Raw genomic sequence first — 19,398 nt, 5'->3', positions numbered from 1 at the left:
CATAGTATTAGTTTTCTGGATAATGATATTCATAATTTTCAATTATTTTCTTTAATCCGTTTTCCATCCGATACATTTCTTTTAATTGACCAAAATCATCATAATTAAAATAAATAGAACGTTCGTCGGGACCACAAATACAAGACACCCCAATAGAAGGTTTATAAGCAAAGATCGTGACGTGTGCTTGAAGTAATGAAGTTCTCAGTTCGTTAATTTGACTCCAATCAGTAGAAGTAGGTTCAAGCCGGGCGGCAATTGCTTCAATAGTACTCTTAGGAATTTTTGATGTAACTTCATCATAAGTAGCATTCCGGATTTCCGCAATCGGATATTGGTTATTATATCCCCAAAGATACACTACGTTTATTCGGTCCCTGCCGCACATTGCTGCAATTTTACCACAAGAAGTATACGATGTAACAGTGCCGACCGGATCCCCGTATATAGAAGATGGAATACCACTAAAAGAATTAAATGATGCCAAAGGAATAGATGGTTTCAATTCATATATTTTCTCTCGTAAAAAATACCCATTTTCATTGACGTAAGTCAACAAATCACCTTCAACAACCTTACCGTTCACTTTTTTAATAACTTCTACCGGATAATCAATTCTCCGTTTAGCAGCCATTTCCCTATATGGATTGGCTGAAATATCAGAAGCATAACGTATTTCTTTTACTACAGTATCTCCACGGCAAATGGCAGTAACACTTTGAAGTAAGCCATACTCATTATACGTATACGATTCTTCTGTTCGTTTTTGAGTTATTAGAGGATCAACAAGGTCATCTAAATTTCTATAAGAATAGGTGGTTTTCGTCTTTAAATATGCTTTACCTGTAATGTAATCTGACACCAACAAATCATAATATGTATAATTATCCCTCCACTCTTTAGCTCCATATGAAATCTGCATAATAGGTATTGTATCACACTTTTGATATCCGTATTCATAAATTTCATCAATTACAAAACCGTCATTAGTGGTAATTATCTTTCTTATTAGTTGTCCATGTTTATAATCCGGACAAATATAATTATAGCAAAAATCCGGATGCCATTCATTATAATAATCAGAATAATCAGTATGATAAGGTGCCCAAAGATTAGTCGGATCATATCCTATTAAAACTCTATAACCAGAATATTGCGGATCATTATTATCTCCATTATAATAATATTCCACTATAGCATCCTCACTAACTTCTTTTACCCAAGAATAATTGACACCTCCACCGGTAATAGCGGCTAAATTAGAAAAGGGAACGGAAGATATATCATAAATATATTCCCACTGTAAATTTGAATTGTCTGGATTCGCAGCTTTATCTCGTTCGCGACGTCTGGAAAAAGTCGGAGGTTCCGTAGCATAAGAGCCAGAATATTGATACTCACAAACAGTACTATCATTCTGTGACGAATAACTAACAACTTTATGAATACGAAGTCCACCATACGGAACAAATTGCATTTCACCTTGCATTTGATATCGAAACACTCTTGTTCCTCCAGTAGGATATCGGATAGACTTCAAAGAATAAGCTTTACAAAAATTCTCATTAGCCATTAAATTTCCACCTTTACTGACTAAGGCCACAGGATTAAACATATCCTGCGTACCAGGAAAAGATTCATAAAAAGAAATTGCCTTCGCATCAGTTGTCATACCATTACAATATCCCCAATAATCATGTCCGCTGAACGAACCTCTGAATGGCATTTGAGGTTCTCCCATTTCCTCACCATAATAAGAAAATAAATAAACACAAGGCCCAGTAGATTGACTACTTCCATATTCTTTCATAGACTTTAGCTTCAAACGTAAATTAGAAAAAGTATCTGTCGGATGCTCTATATATGATTTAAAATAATCATATTCAAATACCCAACGTCTTAATAAATTTCCCGAAGGAGCATATATCTTTATTTCTGACAAAGCTTTTGCCTCGCTTCCTTTCTCGTCCGTTCGTAAATCCCTTCTTTCCTCATTAGCACTAAAAACAACACGGACACCATTGGAAGCTACAATTTCACTTACAGTAGGTTCAGTAGTATACGTCTGATTTTCAGAAGCAGAAAAAGTGGTATGCCCCCTTTTTATTATAAGATCTCCCCAAGGTCCATCTTTTGAAAATGCACTCATAACACCTGTTGCTACACTTTTATATGTAGCATCCTGTAAATTATACAATAGACATATACTATCATTGCCTGATGGACTTACAACTTTTGTTAAACTATAAGTACGAACTCCTTTTTTAGAGGAATTAGCAATATTAAGAGAAGTGAGACTTTTATATTCCCAACAATGTTGAAGAATATTTTCGCAAGAATGCTGTATTGTGTAAGTAGTAGACTGTGTCCCTTCACCAAACTCATATCTATTCCCCCTCAAATCTTTAGCAGACAAAATATGCGCAAAATTTGGATAAATATTTGTAAAAATCAGTTGTTTACTTCCATACAACTCATGTGCTTTACCGTTAAAAAGAAAAAAGCGTCCAGAATACCCCAAAAAGTTATAAGAACAAATATCTGGAATAGTCTGATTATCAATCCAACTTTCCAATAACATTCCTTGATTTGGATTGGAAAAGCCAAAGTTTTCCATATATTCCTCTATCTCTTTCTCGGTCATTGTATCAATAAGCCTACTCTCGAAATTTCCATGTTTATCATCTATACAATTAACAGTACAGGCACCACCTGCATTCAAACTCCAACCAAGTCCCACCCAAGTCGCAATTTGATCCACTTTTATTCCACCAGCGTGATAACTCAATGTAATAGGAAGAGAAAGTTCCCCGCATTCGATTGTATAAATAGGAATTTCGATAGTTGGCAGACCATGAAATAAATCTACCGGTTGATCGACATATTTCATCAGTTCACTAACAGTAGGAGAATTGGGAACAATATTATTCATATATTGATTATAAAATCCATCATTATCACTCGCAGATAAAGTAACCTGATTCATAAGACTATCTGGTTGATTACCTTTTGGTTGAATTTCTTGTGCTTGTACAAATAGAGTAAATACAAACAAACACATACTCCCTACTAATTTCACACTTCGTATCATAGCATTATCATTTTATTATTTTTTCCGTATATCTTTTCCCATTGACAACCATCAATAGCAAGTATTGCCCTGAGTCCATTTCTAAAAAATCAAATTCTTGGGAATAGAAGCCGTCAGGATAGTTTTTTACGGGACAGACCACTAATGTTCGCCCCTGCATATCATACAAATAAACAGCTACTTCTGCATCACCACTTAACCGATAATCCAAACGAACAGTTTCATCTGATGTCTCCCAATAAACATTGTAATTCAAAATATCCCTACCTAATGAGTTTTCGTTACCGTCATAAGATACTGACTTTTTTTCTACCCTCGAACGTACTTCTTCTACCGACAGCAGGGCAAGGTTTACCATATCATCACTTAAATAAGCATGTTCCTGCGGAGAATAAAAGAAGGAAAAAGCAAAGAACTCTTTCGATTCCTTGTTTTTAACTGTAACACCACGCACCGTCTCGAAAACCGGATAACGATAGCCTAAAGCATACCAACGAAATGTTTCAATTTCCAATATAGCGGTATCATTCGAGAGACGACAGTCAATACTGTCAATCGGCAATAAAGGAGATAGTAAAGATCGCTCAAAACGACGCAAATCGAGTATATCCGACCCTTCTGCCATGCGCTTAAAAGAACGGACGCGCAATACATGCCGTAATGTGTCTCCACTGGGAAGTACCATAAAACCATAAGCGTCCGCCTTTACATCCGTAGTTCCCATCACATCCAGAGACAGATCCGTACAATATTTACCAAGCCCCTGATAATAAGATTGAAGGGAATCACCATAGTGTACCGGGTACTTCAAAAGTAACTCTGGACGAACATACTTCATCCAAGTAGTATTCTTTTCATAGCCATGAAAGAAAAGAGAATCACCAGACACACCATAATAGTAGGTTGTCCGATGCTCCGTACCCGTCAACGAGTCGCCAATCTGCCCATAAGATATGGTATAGGCATCGTCCAACAGTTCCAACTCACTGAAATCCCATAAAACATTGGCACCCGAACGGCCCGGGTCACGATATTCTACGCATTGCTTTACAATAGTATCATTGGCACGTGGCAATGTCGAAGAACTTTCCAAAGAAAATTGAGAAAAAACAGACAAAGGAAATAATATCCCTATCAATGGCAGAGCAAGTTTTTTCATAGTAATTGATTATTGATTCAGTACATTTTTTTACTTCACACGTCAAAAATATAAGAACATGTGAAAATAGAAAGAATAAGTCTGTTCGGTTTTTGTTCGGTTTTCGTTTCAATTCGGCAGAAATACTATCAAAAACATTTCCTCCTATCAGAAAAAGTTTTTCGATACAACAAAGCTAAATAAAGTATGAAAAAATACATATCATTATCTATCATAATTGCATTCATCCATATCGTATATTGTGAAAGCACGTCATCAAAAATATCCGAAGAATATTTATATAGAGGATATACACACCAAAAGTTAAACCATCCGGATTCCGCCCGATACTTTTATCAAAGAATAATCGATGCCGACGAAAACATGTATACCACTGCAGACGCTTACCTACACTTATCAGAGATAGAAGAAGCCTGCGGAAACTATAAAGAGGCATTACGACTGTTACATATAAATCAGAATTGGCAAGATTCGATCCATAAAACCACACAAGCAGAAATGATGCAGCAAATCAATGCGCTACATGTCAAACATAATACCGAAAAAGAAAGTATGAAAAAGAGTATCTACTTGTATCGATCGGAATTAACAGCTATCGGAATACTCCTGTTGGTAGTAGTATATATTTTATACAAAAGAAAAAGAAAACGCAAACAACCGGAAACGAAAGAGATACTTTTGCGCAAATCGGATATTTATGCCCGATTCCATTCAATAAATCATGAATCCAATTCAAGTATAACAGAAAAAGAATGGGCGGAATTGCAAAAAGCAATAGATGACACCTACGAAAATTTCACAGGAACCTTATATGCCTTATGCAAAAAACTCAGTCCGATGGAACTGCATATTTGTTATCTGATGAAAATATCAATAAGCGTCACTAATATGGCATATATTGTAGGACGCTCTAAATCGGCAGTTTCCACTACCAGAAACAAACTTTACGAGAAACTACAAGGACAGAAAGGAACACCGGAAATGCTGGACCAGTTCATTGCAAAATTATAAACCCGGGAATATCGTTATTTCACTGAAAATCAATGCATATAAAAGTATATATTTTCACCTTATAAAAGAGTATATTATTACCATATAAGAGTATATACCTTTATGTGGCAAAAGTATATACTCTCACAAAAGTCAAGATAACTACCGGATTTTTATTCTGTTTTCTTCTCTTTGGATGCTTTACGCTGATTCACATAGCTACTAAACAATTGACGCCAATTACGACCGTTATTGTTCAAATACTGTTCACATTGAGTTTTATAAATCTCAAAAATGGCAGAAATCTGCTTCATACTTTTGTAATCAATGGCTTGTTCCCGCGCCTGTTTCAATAAAGAGAGAATATGCATTTCTTCTTCACGGGTCAGATCGGGGACAATGGCATGGTAACCTTTCAAGGTAAAGGCAACTTTCCCGACGGTGTACCTATCGAGCACCGCTTCCACCTGTTCATCCGTCAATGCTTTGTGCAATCCTTTCATCAGACGGTCGTGTACCTCTGCAGGCATGGCCGAATCGGCTATCATCTGACGATCCAGTTCAGATAACTTCTTTCCTGTTTGCGGATTAATACCCTCGGGAATAATGGTATAAGGATGAGTATCGTGCCAGTCACGCACCTGGCGAAGATGGTTGTAAATAAGGGTAGTCACGTATCCGGCCTTTTTCTCGTCTTCCAGATTCAAAGAAGCGACCCAATCGGCTGCTTTCTTCTCCAAAGCCAGATCGGAACGAAGACGTTCGAACAATGGCTTATCAAAATAGACTGCTACCTGGTCGAACGAACGGACAGCCGTCTCCGGCAACAATTCTCCTTTAGCGCCAAAGCTATACAGGGCTTGCTCCGGTTCAATGGTTATCTTACTTTCATCAAGCCGAGTTTTATCCAAATTGAATACCCTTGCAAAAAAATCATATACGGCATTCCGTTTATTCAGGCCGAAATCATGACGCTCTTTAGGGAGATGAACGTTTTCAATCTTCCCAACGGCATCATAAAAGCCATAGACACGTTGCAGATAGGGATATTCCAAACGAGGCACACTACTTGTCCAATCACCACCGTCCGAAACTATGAGTTGAGGCATCGGAGCAAACATAGCGGCCATTTCGGCATTACAAGTCCCACCACAAGCCAATTGAATGGGTGTTCCGCTCTCACAAGGACAACCACCATCAAAGTGAGATGCCAAACTGACAACAGGAGCAGCGGCCGTAAAACGCTCATCGAGGACGGTGAGAAGAACAGTCTGAGTTCCGCCACCCGAACCTCCGTTCACTCCGATACGGGATGTATCGATATCCTTGCGGACAGAAAGCAGATAATCTAAAATTGACAACCCGTTCATGGCCTGAATGACATGAGCGGCACTGGACCAATGGGCGGCTGCCCCTACCTGCAAAGTGGATTCTCCCCATCCGAATAAATCATAATCCACACATATCGCTCCCATACGGGCCAGCGTACCCATACGCTGCTGCTGGTCTTCACGGTAACGTCCCCCGCCGAAGTGCCCGTTCGGACAAATAATCAAGGCATGCTTTCCTTTCGTCCGAGGCGCATAGACAGATCCACAGACATACAATCCCGGTAAAGTTTCCAAAGCAAAATTCTGTACGGTATATCCTTCGAACTTACGAATCTTAGAGAAGATGGTTTTCGGGTCCCGTACTCTTTTGTTCAGAATAGAATCGATTCCCATTTTTTCCCGAATCTCTTTACGTAAGCAGGCTTTACGCTGTTCCCATGCAGTCCGGTCGGTATAGAGGGTATCGAGATACCCAAGTAATTTCTTCCCGTCGGCTTCTGTACGACGGGGATACTCGTATTTTTTCAATTTGTACAAATTGCCGCCTTGCGCTACAAACTTAAAATCGAAAGGAGCCAGCACATTGGTCAACGACTCTTCCACCGAATAAGGCCGAATCCGGAAATCGGCATAGGACAATACCTTGCCCACCGTATCGATATCGTACTTCAGACGAACCTGAAAACGGCTTTGGATATCATTCAACACATCCCCCAATGGACGGGAGAATTGATTTTCATAAGTCTGCGCCTGCACCGATAAAGATAATCCAAGCATAGAAAATGCCATTAAACACGATCTTTTCATCTCTTTTTTACTCTTCAAGTCTTACTTCTTTTCCATTCACAATAACATCGGTCAAACGAATGCGTTCGCAATTCTCAAAGATGCACTTCTCACGGGCATTCTTCACGTTGATGTCGCGCAGAATAATGTCAGTGACAGGAGCCTCTTCCAAACCCACAATTTTGACCGGCGTCTTCACGCCGACAGCAGTCAAACCGGAAATGGAAATATCGCGGAACAAGGGAGTCCGTTCGCTCATAGGTTCAACAGGCATCTCACTGTATTTCAAATTCAATACGACGGCTTCCCGTTTGATGTTACTCATTATAATATTACTGACACGGATGTCTTCTACCACTCCACCGCGTCCGCGAGTCGATTTGATACGTATCCCGCGATCAGTGCCATCGAACACACAATTGCTGATCGTCACCTTTCGAACACTACCGCTCATCTCACTACCGATGACCACGCCGCCATGACCGGAAAGCATGGTACAATTGGTTATGGTGATATTTTCACAAGGCACTCCCAGACGACGGGCTTGGGCATCGCGTCCTGATTTGAGGGTGATACAATCGTCCCCCACCGAGATGTGGCAGTCACTGATATGTACGTTCCGGCAAGATTCCGGATTGATGCCGTCCGTATTGGGCGAAGGCACATTATGAATCGTCACTCCTGTAACCACCACATTATCACAAAACTCCGGATTAACTGTCCAGAAAGGAGAATTGATAATCTTCACTCCTTCAATACGTACTCTTCGGCAACGCACAGGCTGAATAAACGGGGGACGAAAAAAACGACGTTTCAAGGTGCCGTGCCAATCCTCATTCGTTTCGGCGTAAAGTGCTTCCACATCATTTTCCCTTTCCCAAAGCGGCTGATATTTATTCAACTCACGCATACCGTTTTTCTCCAGATCGACATAAATACGGAAAAATTCCGTCCACCATGCCTTTCCCTGACCGTCGAGTGTCCCTTCCCCTTTGATTGTGATGTTCTCGGCATCCATAGCGGATATCAACGGAGAAAAACTTTTCATCATCACACCTTCATGCCGCACTTCCATAAAGGGCAGATAATCATCGAAATTGTCGGAAAAGAGTAAAGTGGCTCCGGCTTCCAACTCTAAAGTGATATTACTTTTCAAGCGGATCGCTCCCGTCAGGTAAGTGCCTGCCGGAAAAAAAAGAGTACCACCGCCTGCTTGGCTCAAGCGGTCGACGGTATGATTGATTAACATTGTATTCAAGGTCTTTCCGTCCGCTTTCGCACCGGACTTTAACATGTCGACACGTTCGGCTTTCAGCGTAATCGCCATACCGAAACAGAAAACAGAGAAAAGAATTATACGTAGTGATTCCATAATCCGATGATGTATTGGTAGTTTTATACTGATAAATAGGATTCTATATTAATGTATGTATTTTATATTAATGGGATATATCCCCGTTTATACCGACGAAAGCTTCTTCGTCTACAATAAATCGATAACTACCGCTTTGTACTTCCTGCGGTGCTTTTCCATCCGGCAGATACACTTTCGCAACGGTATTGACCGGTACGGACAAATTTAGTATAAATTTACCGCCTTTTCGGGTCCAGTCTACCGTTATCTTGCCATACAAGGTTTCGTATGTCGCTTTCACAAAACTCAAATCGCCTACGGGCTTCGGAGCGATCACAAAATGCCGGTATCCGGGACGAGCGCCTGTCAGATAATCATGTCCGTCGAGCCCGGCAGCATCCGGACGAATACCTGCTAAAGAATGAAAAAACCATTCGTCAATCTGCCCCATCATAAAATGATTCCACGAGGAACCTTGCCGGGGATCCCATTGTTCGGTCAGCGTCGTAGCACCGAACTTAAGCTGAAATCCGTATCCCGGCGCCTCTTCGTGATTGAACATACGATATACTACTTCATCCCTGCCGGAACGTGCCAAAGCCTGGATAAGATAGCGGTTACCGACATCACCGGTAGTCAACCGATTGCCATGAGCGGCAATATCCTCTAATAAATGACCGAGCACACGCATCCTCGACGGTACACCGGTTTCAGACTCTCTATTCCCATCGTCCCCTCTCGCCATACCCAGAAAAAGCGGTAAAGCATTGCTGCATTGACTGCCGGAACCGTATTGCCCGGTTTCCGGATCGACAAAACGACGGTTAAAAGAACGCAGGATATCATCAGCCAAACGGGTATAATAACATTCGTCATATTGATTTCCCACCATTGAAGCGGCAAGAACCAGATAACGGACAGTCATATAATAATGAGCCGTCGCTACCAATGGTATCGGTGTGTTCCGGGAAAAACCGGCACGAAAATCCCCATAATCGTACCAATCGCCCAAACCGAAAGAAAGGATGTTTCCGTCGGCCCGGGTAGCCAGATAGTCGACATAACGTCTCATATTGGGATAATATTCTTTAATCAGAGTATCATCTCCATAGGTTTCGTAATACATAAACGGGAAAATGACCAATGCTCCCCCCCATTCGGGAGACTGGGCAAAGGGTTCAAGCCCCGGTCCTTCAAAAAATACGTATTCGGGGGCAGTAGTCGGCATAGCTCCGTCGGGATGCTGGGCATCCGCCATATTCTGCATTATCTGAGGACCATAAGCTGCCAAGTCGTAATTGTATAACAATCCCGGCCCGTTCAAATGAACCTGCTCCAGCCAACCTAACTTCTCGCGGTGCGGACAATCGGTAAACACGGATTGCATATTGCTGCGTACCGCTTTCTCTATCAATCGGTGAGCTGCATTGAAAATGGGATTGGAACATTCGAATGACGATATCCTAACTGCGGAATTGTAAACAAAACAAGATTGTATACTCTTGATCACCGGCAATTTCCGAGGATTCTTCTGCCCTTTCAATACAGCCCCCTCCACCTGGATATAACGGAAGCCATAGTACGAAAAACGAGGATGCCACCTCTCCTCACCTTCTCCTTTCAAGGTATACTCATAGTAATGTTGCCGCCCCGTCTGGCGTTGGTTGCAAGCCCCTTCTTCCGTCAATGCTTCGGCTACAACAAGAGTCACTTTCTGTCCTTTTTTCCCACGTACCACTATTTCCGGAAAACCGGCCAGATTCTGCCCCATATCCAATACAATGGCAGAAGGATCGACCGTCCTTTTGGTGGAAATACAGGCAGTGGCTACCTGTTCCGGAGTCAGCTTATTCACCGTCTTTACGTCATAACGTTCCATAATTTTGACCGGTGCTGCCTTTTGCGGACGAAGCACCCCTTTGGGTGCCTCCTGTATCACTACCGGCCGCCATTTGTCATCATTGAATCCTGGGCAGTTCCATCCTTGCTGTTCCAAACGGGCGTCATAGTCTTCCCCCCCATAAATACAATTGAATACAACAGGACTCAGATCATATTTCCATGTCGGATCGGAAGATATCGTTTGTTGCGAACCGTCAGTATAACGGATAAGCAGTTTAAACAAAAGGGTCGGCGCACCGAAACTAATCTGTAATTTACGATAGCGACCGCCCTGCACATTATAAAAACCATTCCCCAACAAGACGCCTATTGCATTTTCACCGGAACGCATCCGGTGTGTCACATCGTAAGTATTGTAATAAACGCTTTTATCATAATCACTCCAAAGCGGGGCAAATTCGCTATCACCTACTTTCTCCCCATTCAAAGAGAACTCATAAAAACCGAGTCCGCATACATAGGCGATGGCTTCGGCCACTTCTTTATCGGACCGGTCCGTACGAAACGACTTTCGCAGGCAGATGCTTCTCTTTGCCAAGGTATCTACTGCTTCCCAAGCGGATTTGACTTCCGGATTCTTCAATTCGCTCCCATGAAAATTTCTGCCTTGGGGCAAACGGGCTTCCTGCCGGGTAATAGCACCGATCCATTGCCCGGCAGCCAAATCATCGGGAACGATGTGAAAAACTGCTTCCCGGCTCCATTGCGAAGGGGTATCCGTCTCGTCCCAAACACGAACACGCCACAGATAGGTATATGTAGGTTCGACAGAGAAACCGGTTTCGGGCACAGAAACTAACTGGCTTTGGGTGGAAATAATCTTTCCACTATTCCATACCGAATGCCCTGTACAAGAGTTTTTGATTTCGATTTCATAAGCCGTCTGCCTACTACCGTTATCGGAAGAGTTCAATTGCCAGCCCAAACGGGGAAGCCGCCCTACAGCAACAAATCCTTCCTGCATTTCACTGGTCAGCTTACCTACCGAAAGAGCGGCCGGTTCACTCGTCGCAAGGTTTTCGGCTGTTAACAGAAGCGGCCAGCAAAACAGCATAAGCCATAGATATCCTTTTAATTTTATCATCTGCCTGATTACTTATTTTATTCTAACACATCTTTACATACTATTCTTTCGAGCGTATCAGACTGTCCGACTATCTTTCCATCCACCAACACCAGCAACCCTTTACCGCGATGATACCGATCACCATACTTATCCCAAAGAATCGTCAGATAATGACCGTGATAGAGAAGATTATCCAAACAGAACCAATCCCACCGGCCATCGGGAAGCAACGGATTCACTTCAACCGTATGATCCGCACGGGGACGCAAACCTACCAGACCGGTAATTATCAAATCATTGAAAGTGGAATGATTGTAATAACGGCTCCGTTCCTGATCGCCTTTCAACCAATATCCGGTCACTTCATCCAAATACTCGCCGATGTAGGGACGCCCCCGGTGATATTGCGATTCTACATACCGTTCCATCTGATGAAAATAGATACTGTCGGTCAGGACAGACTGTGCAGAACGGTTCATAAAATTGGCCATCGCCGTTAAAGTTTGTGCTGAAGCAAACGGCCAGATAGCCCCGTCCCACTCACATTTTCCCACTCCATGCGTACGGAACTCCGGATGGCGGCGCTCGGCGGTAGTAAGACCGTAAGGAGCAGAAAAGCCGCCTTCATCCATTACCTCTTTCCACGCCACATCGTATTTGCCGGTATCGGGCAGATTAAAATACCAGGGAATATACCCGATAGCCTCACGGACATTGGCAGAAGAATCCTTACGCAAGGTTTCGAAAAACGAGTGACGCTCATTCCAAAGTTTCTCCTGTACCAACTGCTTCAAGGTGTCGGCTTTAAGACGATAGCAAGTTGCACGGTCGTCATTACCGGCCAGCTTATTTAAAGCTGAAAGTGCTTTAGCATTGCCATACATATAGCTATTGATGGTGGGACGCGCATATTGTTTCCTACGCCCTCCACTGATGGATTCTTCCATTCCATCCTGCACATCACCCTGCCAGTAAAGGCCTCCGGGCAGACGGTGAGTACTCTCCCAACGCCGGTATTCCGCTTCCAGATCGGGTAACAGATCCATCGTAAACGCACGGTCGCCACTGACAAGATAGCGATTGAACACTGCATCTGCATTCCAGGAACTGAAGTTCATCATCTTCTTCATGGGATTCCCCCCGTTGCCACGATACCAGGTACGGATGATCTGGTCGAGATATTCCGGACGGCGCAACCAGCGACTTTCATAAATATGATGTCCCACGGCACAAGCTATCAGGTTATATTGGTCGGCATAAGAGCGGTTGACCAGAAATTCCGTCATACCATATCCCACCGGAGTATCCTTAATATGTTTTCTTAAATTCCACCAACGGAAATAATACATCTCTTCAAAATTCTTTTGGGGGCATTCGAACAAAGGAATGTTCTCTTCCATCCACTCCGAAGCTTTGGCATTCGGTATGGCCTGCACGATATTCTCGTCTTCCATTGCATTGAAAGCATCGGCATAATGACGGAAACCGGCGTACTTCAAAACCGCCGCAGTGGCATCGGCATCAGTCGAAGCTGTGGAAAAATTGGCAATCCGGAATTCGGACAATGCTTCCTGTTTTCCGGCGCCGGGCAAGTCATATTCCTGATCGGCAGGCGTTTCGGGAGTGGGAAACATACGGACATTTCCCGTACGAAACAAGATACGTTCGACAGAAGCTACCGGAGCATAGAACATACGTTGCCCCACCGGCCGGCCGTCTACCGATATCCGGATATTCCGGTCCTTGACAGAGAGTTCAGCCTGTATATGATAAGTCTTTCTGGGCTCATACTTCATCATATTAGAGAAACGTGAACCGCCTTTTGCCCGTAAGATTCCTTCCGAAGTGAGTTCGATACGCGAACAGGCAATACCATCGGCATCCAGAAATTCGATCTGCAATGTACCATGATCGTTCTGGCCTGCCATGAGATCAAAAGAGACAGTCAGTTGCCGGGAAGCCGGAATCTTGCGTTCCACTTTGGCGTAATCGAACGGATCTTTATCCCGCAAGGTCAACCAAGTATTTCCCGCTTCAGTCTCTAAAGAGACAGGTGCCCACAAGGGTGAATAGATGTTCCATTCCGTCAGATCGGCCAACCGGGCGTAGCGTGAAAAATCTTCTTTAGCATGGCTGCCTGCTTCTGTACGTACCGGAACGGGAATACGGGAAATCCATATATCTTCTTTATTCATGCTATACGTCACCCACAGGTTTCCGTCCTCCGGTTTTCCATTGCCTTCTTGAATGCCGCGTGCATATTGAGGACCATACGATTTATAATTGCCTCCATAACGCATGGGAGGAATTTCTCCGTTTACCAGATTCAATGTTGTATACTCGAGCCCGTCCTTGCTCAAGGAGATGGCCAGTGGCCAACGGAATTCGGAAGGATTGTATACAGTGGCATACATGCCGTCGCTCAATCGCTGTCCCCAGATTTTGGCATTACTGTTCACAAAACCCTCGGCACGTAACACGGGTTCGGCCCAACTGTGGCCTCCGTCTTCACTGACGGATGTCAAAGCATGCTTCCACAGACAAGCCAGACGGCCGTCGGGCAGTGTATAGGCATTGAAAGCCTTATAGCGTTTTTTCAACGGAAGATTCGGATCTTCCCTGTCGGCTTCTTCCACCCACTGCATCCAATAGAGAGGGTTATCCAATATCTCCCGGCAAGCGGCTACAAATGCCTTATCCTTACTCTTCCGGAAGGGAGGATAAGCAGTGTTCTTTTCATTAAAACCATGATTGTAATAAATGAAGTATATCGGCCCGTAACTGCCGTCTTTTTTTATTTCACGCACGACGCGTCCTATGCCGTTTCCGTCATTCGGATCATCTTTTTTGTCGAAAGCAACTCCATAATTGGCCATCGCTATCAAGCGCCCCGACTTAGAGACATAAAAACCTACCCGTTGGTGCATAATGGCAAAAAGGTCTTTGGCAACCATGCCCGGACGGGATTCCTTCGTATATCCGTCCGGAACGCGGTATGGAGGAAAAAGTACATCCGGATCCGTCCAGTGATACCCGTCCTCGGAAGTCATCAGAAAGGTTTGTGAAGGAGGTACATGTTCATCGGAAGGATCGGAAAGATAGTGCATATAGAACCGCCCGTTCCAATAAGCTAACATCGGTTGGTGGTTGTATGTCCATCCGTTTCCGTTGGAAACATCGGGGTGTTCACGATTGGCGCGCATCACTTGCAGGTTGTGCACACCTACCACCGGAGAGAGTTGCCCGTCATGAGCAGCCGGATTGGAAAGTTCCTTTCCCGTATAGTGTATCCTGTCCTGCCCGTCAATGGCAGTGACAGGGAGAAACAGGGCTAAAAGTAAAATCGACAGTTTGTTCATATTAAAAAAGCCTCTCCCCCGGCCCCTCCCCGAAGGGAGGGGGGAAGGGGGATGTATTGTTAAATATTTATTAATTCGTAAGACAATCTATCTTCCTTTTCATTAAGGAGAGGATATATATATTGTCAATAATTTATTAATTTGCAAGACGTTCTCTTTTCCCTCCCTTCGGGGAGGAGCCGGAGAAGAGGCCCCTCACTACCGAAGCCGGGGCTCTGAAGATCGTTCCATGCTTGTGTCCCTCGGGCATAGATACATTTGCAGTCTCATCCGTAAAATGAATGAAATCTTTGGTTTTCACAGCACCGAATATTTTCCGGTTGTAATCGTCGAAATAGATATAATACCAATCACCCACCCTGACCACCGTAGGCCCTTCACAAAACCCGGGGGTAATCGGCGCGGAAGTAGCTCCGAAAGGACCGGTGGGTGACGGCCCGAAAGCCACTTTTATATTCCGGTTATTCCGGGTGTTATCTTTGACAACCAGTACATAATCTTTCGAAGTACGTTTCACCAAAGTAGCGTCGATGGCACTGTATCCCGGATCGTAATAAAGCCGGGTGTCAGAAATCCGGTCGAAATCTTTCGTGGTAATGTAATACAGGCGATGGTTATTGAATTCATCCTCTATCCCTTTTTCAAATTTATAAGGAATGCAGGAGGCCCAGACCACCATAAATTCATCTTTCTCATCATCGTAAAACAATTCCGGCGCCCATACATTCACCGTAGTCGAATCATGGGCCATCACCGGGATGAATTTCTCTTCCGACCAATGGATCAAGTCTTTTGAATGTGCATATCCGAAACCGAGATCTCCCTTCCAACTCGAAGTCCATACCAAATGGAAAGTACCGTCGCCCGAACGTACAATAGAAGGATCGCGCATGATCTTTTGCTTGCCGACTTCCGGCTTGAGCCACACACCTGCTATGCTGTCCCAATGGATACCGTCTTCACTATAAATAAACCGAAGGCCCTCTGTGGCCGGCTCATGAAAAGAGGTAGAGAGATACACCTCTTTTTCTGTACGACAGGAGAGTAAAAGCACTACCATACAAACTCCCATCCATAGACTTTTCAACTTTATCATTTCTTTAATTCGACTGCCTGATATAATATATTACCTATCAAATACTATAAAGATAGACGAAAAGAAAATCGTTTTGTACCCATCTTTACGCAAAAGAGTACCTCCTTATGCAAGGAAGTACTCTTCTATTTTGACCATTTGCAAAATGATATTCTTAATCCTACAGAATCACTTCATCAGGAGAGGGAGAAACGTCACCTCCAAAAACTCTCTCCATTTCCCGGTTCGTTTATTCAGATAGTCCGTATAAAAATCAATTACGCAACAAATATCTGTCACTTTCTGATTTTACCATACGATCTGTTTCCTGAGTTCAAACTAACCGTTCTTTTTAACATTAAAGATCAATCCGTATATTATTATCAGTTAGCTTCAAAAATCATTCTTTAAAGAGGATTTTATTTTTCCCGTAGAGCTTCTTGGAGTTTCCCGTAGAGTTTCGGACCGTTTCTCGTAGAGAAACCAAACCTAACATACCGGGATAATCAAGTTTACATGCCGGGATAAATCACATATGCATCCATCTAAAGCAGGAATATACAGAGAAAAGTGCATATTATCCACTTTATTATGCAATTTATCTTTTAGTTGCCGTTATATTTTCAAAGCACATGTTACAGAAAACAACCATAATGAATCAAAAAGACAGACATTTATCGTTTTCACAAACATTTATCCAACTCTATTATTCCGCACGGAAATTGGCACATTGGCATATTGGCACATTAAATCATTATTAAAGCGTTCCTCCCCGTGCCTTTACACGTTTGGCCCACTCTTCCCGTTCTTTAGTCAGATTATAACCACGCTTCGAGAGATAATTATTGATACGGCCTTTGTACTTGCCAAAGGCCTCGTGCTTTTTCTTAGAACTTTCGGCATCCATAGCATATTCGCGGGCTTCGACCAACCAGGCATATATCTGTGCTTTCTCTTCTTCCTTCAATGTCGGAATCATATCCAGTTGTGCACTGTACGTGACGTGCAATACATTATAAGTCATCCCGTCTTTCACACCTTCAATCTGCCGGTCATTCAAAAACAATGACAAGGCAGCCGGAAAAGCAAAATGAGAACGATAAAGTGCTGCATCCGCTTTGTCACGGGCAGCCTGTATGGCAGCTTCCTTCGCTTCACCGGTCAGCTTGCTTTTAGCAGCATCGATGGCCGTATCTCTCGCGGTGTAAATATCATTCAGTTCAAAGTAACGATTGGCAATAATCCGGGTCACTTCACTACGGACATTCCGGTCGGACAAATTCAATCCGTCTACAATTTTTTCCGAACGCATCTTGATAGATGCCACATATTCAGGATCCCGATTCAACGAATCCAACTCCACCGCGGCAACGGAAGAGATGGACAGTATGAACAAAAATACTGTCCAAACCATCCGGTTTCTCTTTATTTTATCCATTGATTCCAATCTCTATCACATTAATTTGCCTTTCCCGGCCAATGTATCATAATTATTTTTCAAGTCTGTCCAGTCTACTTTATTTTTCGTACTGATTCCGTTGATATATTTTTCGATATTGGTATATCCGTCTCCGGTACAGTCTTCATTGGCATCGTTAGGGTCATTCGGATTCAAGCCGTTTGCTACCTCCCATTCGTCCGGCATACCGTCACCGTCAGTGTCCACATAAGGAGTTCCTTTATATTCGGGATAACCGCCCACCTGACGAATATCGGTAATAATGCCTTGCTTATAAGAGTCTTTCGGCAAGCGGCGGTATTTGAAAAAGCCTTCCGGATCCTGTGATTTCGGAGCCAGCCCCCAACGGTCGCCATAAGCGTCTTTAGGCAATTTCTTTTCATAATAAGGAATACCGGTCTTCACTTCCTCGATCACACGTTCGTCAACAATGTCCCGACGGGGAATATTGGCTCCTGCATTGGCCAATACATAGTCATATGCCTCGGTTGCAGACATGATATTGATATACGGCATCACAAAAGGCACATTGGTACGCATCTGCTCGGTATACCCTTTAGTGTCAGCCTGATCTTCTACCTGAATACCACCGTTCCAGTTATCCTTGGTTATTTCGGGATAGCCCTCCATGATATTACCGTCCGCATATACGCGGCCATATACTTTATAATCCAGTTTACTGCGACCTGCCTCAGGTTTCAGGATACGATGCCCCACCGGAGTATCCCGGGGAGTCAACGGTCCCGGCTTATAATAATTGTTCACCATGTTGAACATGGCACGATAATCGCCTCCGTCTACCGAACGGTGTACCCAGTTGTAAACCACATTGTTCACAAAATTAAAGATCCCGAACCATCCTACAGAAGGATTACGCCCAGCATTACTTGCCCAAAGATTACGCACGAAAGCACAGTTTTCTCCCCCTAATGTGCTACCGAAAGCATGGTTGTAAGTATCCAATGCCTGAGAAGAAATCGTATTCTGAATCGTCACATTTACCGTAGGCAGTTTCTCTTTATTATATCCCTCTCCCGGGTCATACATATGCCGGTAAAAAGAGATGTTCTCATCCAATCCCCAGCTACACGAACAATGGTCTATCATGATATTACCGATCGGGTTACCGCCAAATGAATCATCGCGATGATGTACCTTGGTTTCTCCCCTGCGAAAACGCATGTGACGTACTACAACATCATGCGTGTCCACCCAGAAAGATTCGCCTGCAATGCAAACTCCGTCTCCCGGTGCAGTCTGGCCCGCAATCGTCACATAAGGAGCACGCACGATAATCGGCGATTCCAAACGAATGATACCGGATACATTGAACACAATGATGCGGGCACCTCCCGTTTCACAAGCTTCGCGGAAAGATCCGGGACCACGGTCATTCAAATTCGTCACCGTAATCACCTTTCCGCCACGGCCGCCGAAACTATACATACCACCCCCTTCGGCACCTGGAAATGCCGGAATCTTTGCCTGTGGCAAATCATCGGGACGCGAAGCCCAAGGTATATACGGGCGACCTTGTTCGGCTTCTTTTTCAATAATAGGAAGGGCTTTTGCCCAAGCCTCGTCCGAACGGCGACGCGCTTCCGTTATCATCTTATCATACTTGGCCTTTGCCTCTTCTGTCAGTTGCGGGTATTGTGCCATCACCGCAACGGGTGTGGCCAATAAAGCAACATAAGCCACTAAAACAGCTTTCTTTTTCATATTTACAGTATTTTTCCGTTTGATCTTCTAACTATATCAGTAAGACGTGGAAGATGTGTTTTTGTAATCAACAGAAACAACATTCGTTTTGCAAAAAAATAAAG

At 43.5% G+C, this 19,398-nt stretch carries 10 protein-coding genes; 1 reads left to right on the top strand and 9 read right to left on the bottom strand.

Going from position 1 to position 19,398, the window contains the following annotated elements:
• Window positions 1-7 precede the first annotated feature (7 nt).
• On the bottom strand, window positions 8-3,091 hold the full coding sequence (locus tag RB604_RS08510) for a hypothetical protein (RefSeq protein ID WP_055293558.1): 3,084 nt from the start codon (window positions 3,089-3,091) through the stop codon (window positions 8-10).
• A 7-nt stretch (window positions 3,092-3,098) separates the two neighbouring features.
• Window positions 3,099-4,250, bottom strand: coding sequence for a T9SS type A sorting domain-containing protein (locus tag RB604_RS08505; protein WP_055293555.1), 1,152 nt, complete (start codon window positions 4,248-4,250; stop codon window positions 3,099-3,101).
• Between the two features lie 186 nt (window positions 4,251-4,436).
• Between RB604_RS08505 and RB604_RS08500 the strand changes: the two genes are divergently transcribed.
• Window positions 4,437-5,261: a tetratricopeptide repeat protein gene (locus RB604_RS08500; protein WP_055293553.1), complete on the top strand. Its 825-nt coding sequence runs from the start codon at window positions 4,437-4,439 to the stop codon at window positions 5,259-5,261.
• Between the two features lie 152 nt (window positions 5,262-5,413).
• On the opposite strand, the gene RB604_RS08495 is transcribed toward RB604_RS08500, so the two are convergent.
• From RB604_RS08495 to RB604_RS08465, 7 genes are all read right to left on the bottom strand, one after another.
• Window positions 5,414-7,378 carry a 6-O-methylesterase gene (locus RB604_RS08495; RefSeq protein WP_044093787.1) on the bottom strand — a complete coding sequence of 655 codons (1,965 nt, stop codon included), beginning with the start codon at window positions 7,376-7,378 and terminating at the stop codon, window positions 5,414-5,416.
• A gap of 7 nt (window positions 7,379-7,385) precedes the next feature.
• On the bottom strand, window positions 7,386-8,729 hold the full coding sequence (locus RB604_RS08490; protein ID WP_055293551.1) for a glycoside hydrolase family 28 protein: 1,344 nt from the start codon (window positions 8,727-8,729) through the stop codon (window positions 7,386-7,388).
• Between the two features lie 67 nt (window positions 8,730-8,796).
• Window positions 8,797-11,694, bottom strand: a complete 2,898-nt coding sequence (locus RB604_RS08485; protein ID WP_373133292.1) for a glycoside hydrolase family 78 protein — start codon at window positions 11,692-11,694, stop codon at window positions 8,797-8,799.
• Between the two features lie 20 nt (window positions 11,695-11,714).
• Window positions 11,715-15,038 (bottom strand): MGH1-like glycoside hydrolase domain-containing protein, encoded by a 3,324-nt coding sequence (locus RB604_RS08480; protein ID WP_055293547.1) that lies wholly within the window; start codon window positions 15,036-15,038, stop codon window positions 11,715-11,717.
• 136 nt (window positions 15,039-15,174) lie between these two features.
• Entirely contained in the window at window positions 15,175-16,134 is a 960-nt protein-coding gene (locus tag RB604_RS08475; protein WP_005925560.1) for a glycoside hydrolase family 43 protein, read from the bottom strand.
• 736 nt (window positions 16,135-16,870) lie between these two features.
• Window positions 16,871-17,527: a DUF3826 domain-containing protein gene (locus tag RB604_RS08470; protein WP_005925562.1), complete on the bottom strand. Its 657-nt coding sequence runs from the start codon at window positions 17,525-17,527 to the stop codon at window positions 16,871-16,873.
• A 39-nt stretch (window positions 17,528-17,566) separates the two neighbouring features.
• On the bottom strand, window positions 17,567-19,294 hold the full coding sequence (locus RB604_RS08465) for a thrombospondin type 3 repeat-containing protein (protein WP_007478686.1): 1,728 nt from the start codon (window positions 19,292-19,294) through the stop codon (window positions 17,567-17,569).
• Window positions 19,295-19,398: the final 104 nt, after the last annotated feature.

This window comes from Bacteroides salyersiae, assembly GCF_031172035.1.
Taxonomy (GTDB): domain Bacteria; phylum Bacteroidota; class Bacteroidia; order Bacteroidales; family Bacteroidaceae; genus Bacteroides; species Bacteroides salyersiae.
The sequence above is the reverse complement of the archived record's forward strand: the minus strand, read 5'-3'. Positions and strand labels throughout refer to the sequence as shown.

Coding starts and splice junctions, on each gene's coding strand:
- RB604_RS08495 (WP_044093787.1), bottom strand. CDS start 7,378: ATGAAAAGATCGTGTTTAATGGCATTTTCTATGCTTGGATTATCTTTA.
- RB604_RS08465 (WP_007478686.1), bottom strand. CDS start 19,294: ATGAAAAAGAAAGCTGTTTTAGTGGCTTATGTTGCTTTATTGGCCACA.
- RB604_RS08490 (WP_055293551.1), bottom strand. CDS start 8,729: ATGGAATCACTACGTATAATTCTTTTCTCTGTTTTCTGTTTCGGTATG.
- RB604_RS08475 (WP_005925560.1), bottom strand. CDS start 16,134: ATGATAAAGTTGAAAAGTCTATGGATGGGAGTTTGTATGGTAGTGCTT.
- RB604_RS08505 (WP_055293555.1), bottom strand. CDS start 4,250: ATGAAAAAACTTGCTCTGCCATTGATAGGGATATTATTTCCTTTGTCT.
- RB604_RS08500 (WP_055293553.1), top strand. CDS start 4,437: ATGAAAAAATACATATCATTATCTATCATAATTGCATTCATCCATATC.
- RB604_RS08510 (WP_055293558.1), bottom strand. CDS start 3,091: ATGATACGAAGTGTGAAATTAGTAGGGAGTATGTGTTTGTTTGTATTT.
- RB604_RS08470 (WP_005925562.1), bottom strand. CDS start 17,527: ATGGTTTGGACAGTATTTTTGTTCATACTGTCCATCTCTTCCGTTGCC.
- RB604_RS08480 (WP_055293547.1), bottom strand. CDS start 15,038: ATGAACAAACTGTCGATTTTACTTTTAGCCCTGTTTCTCCCTGTCACT.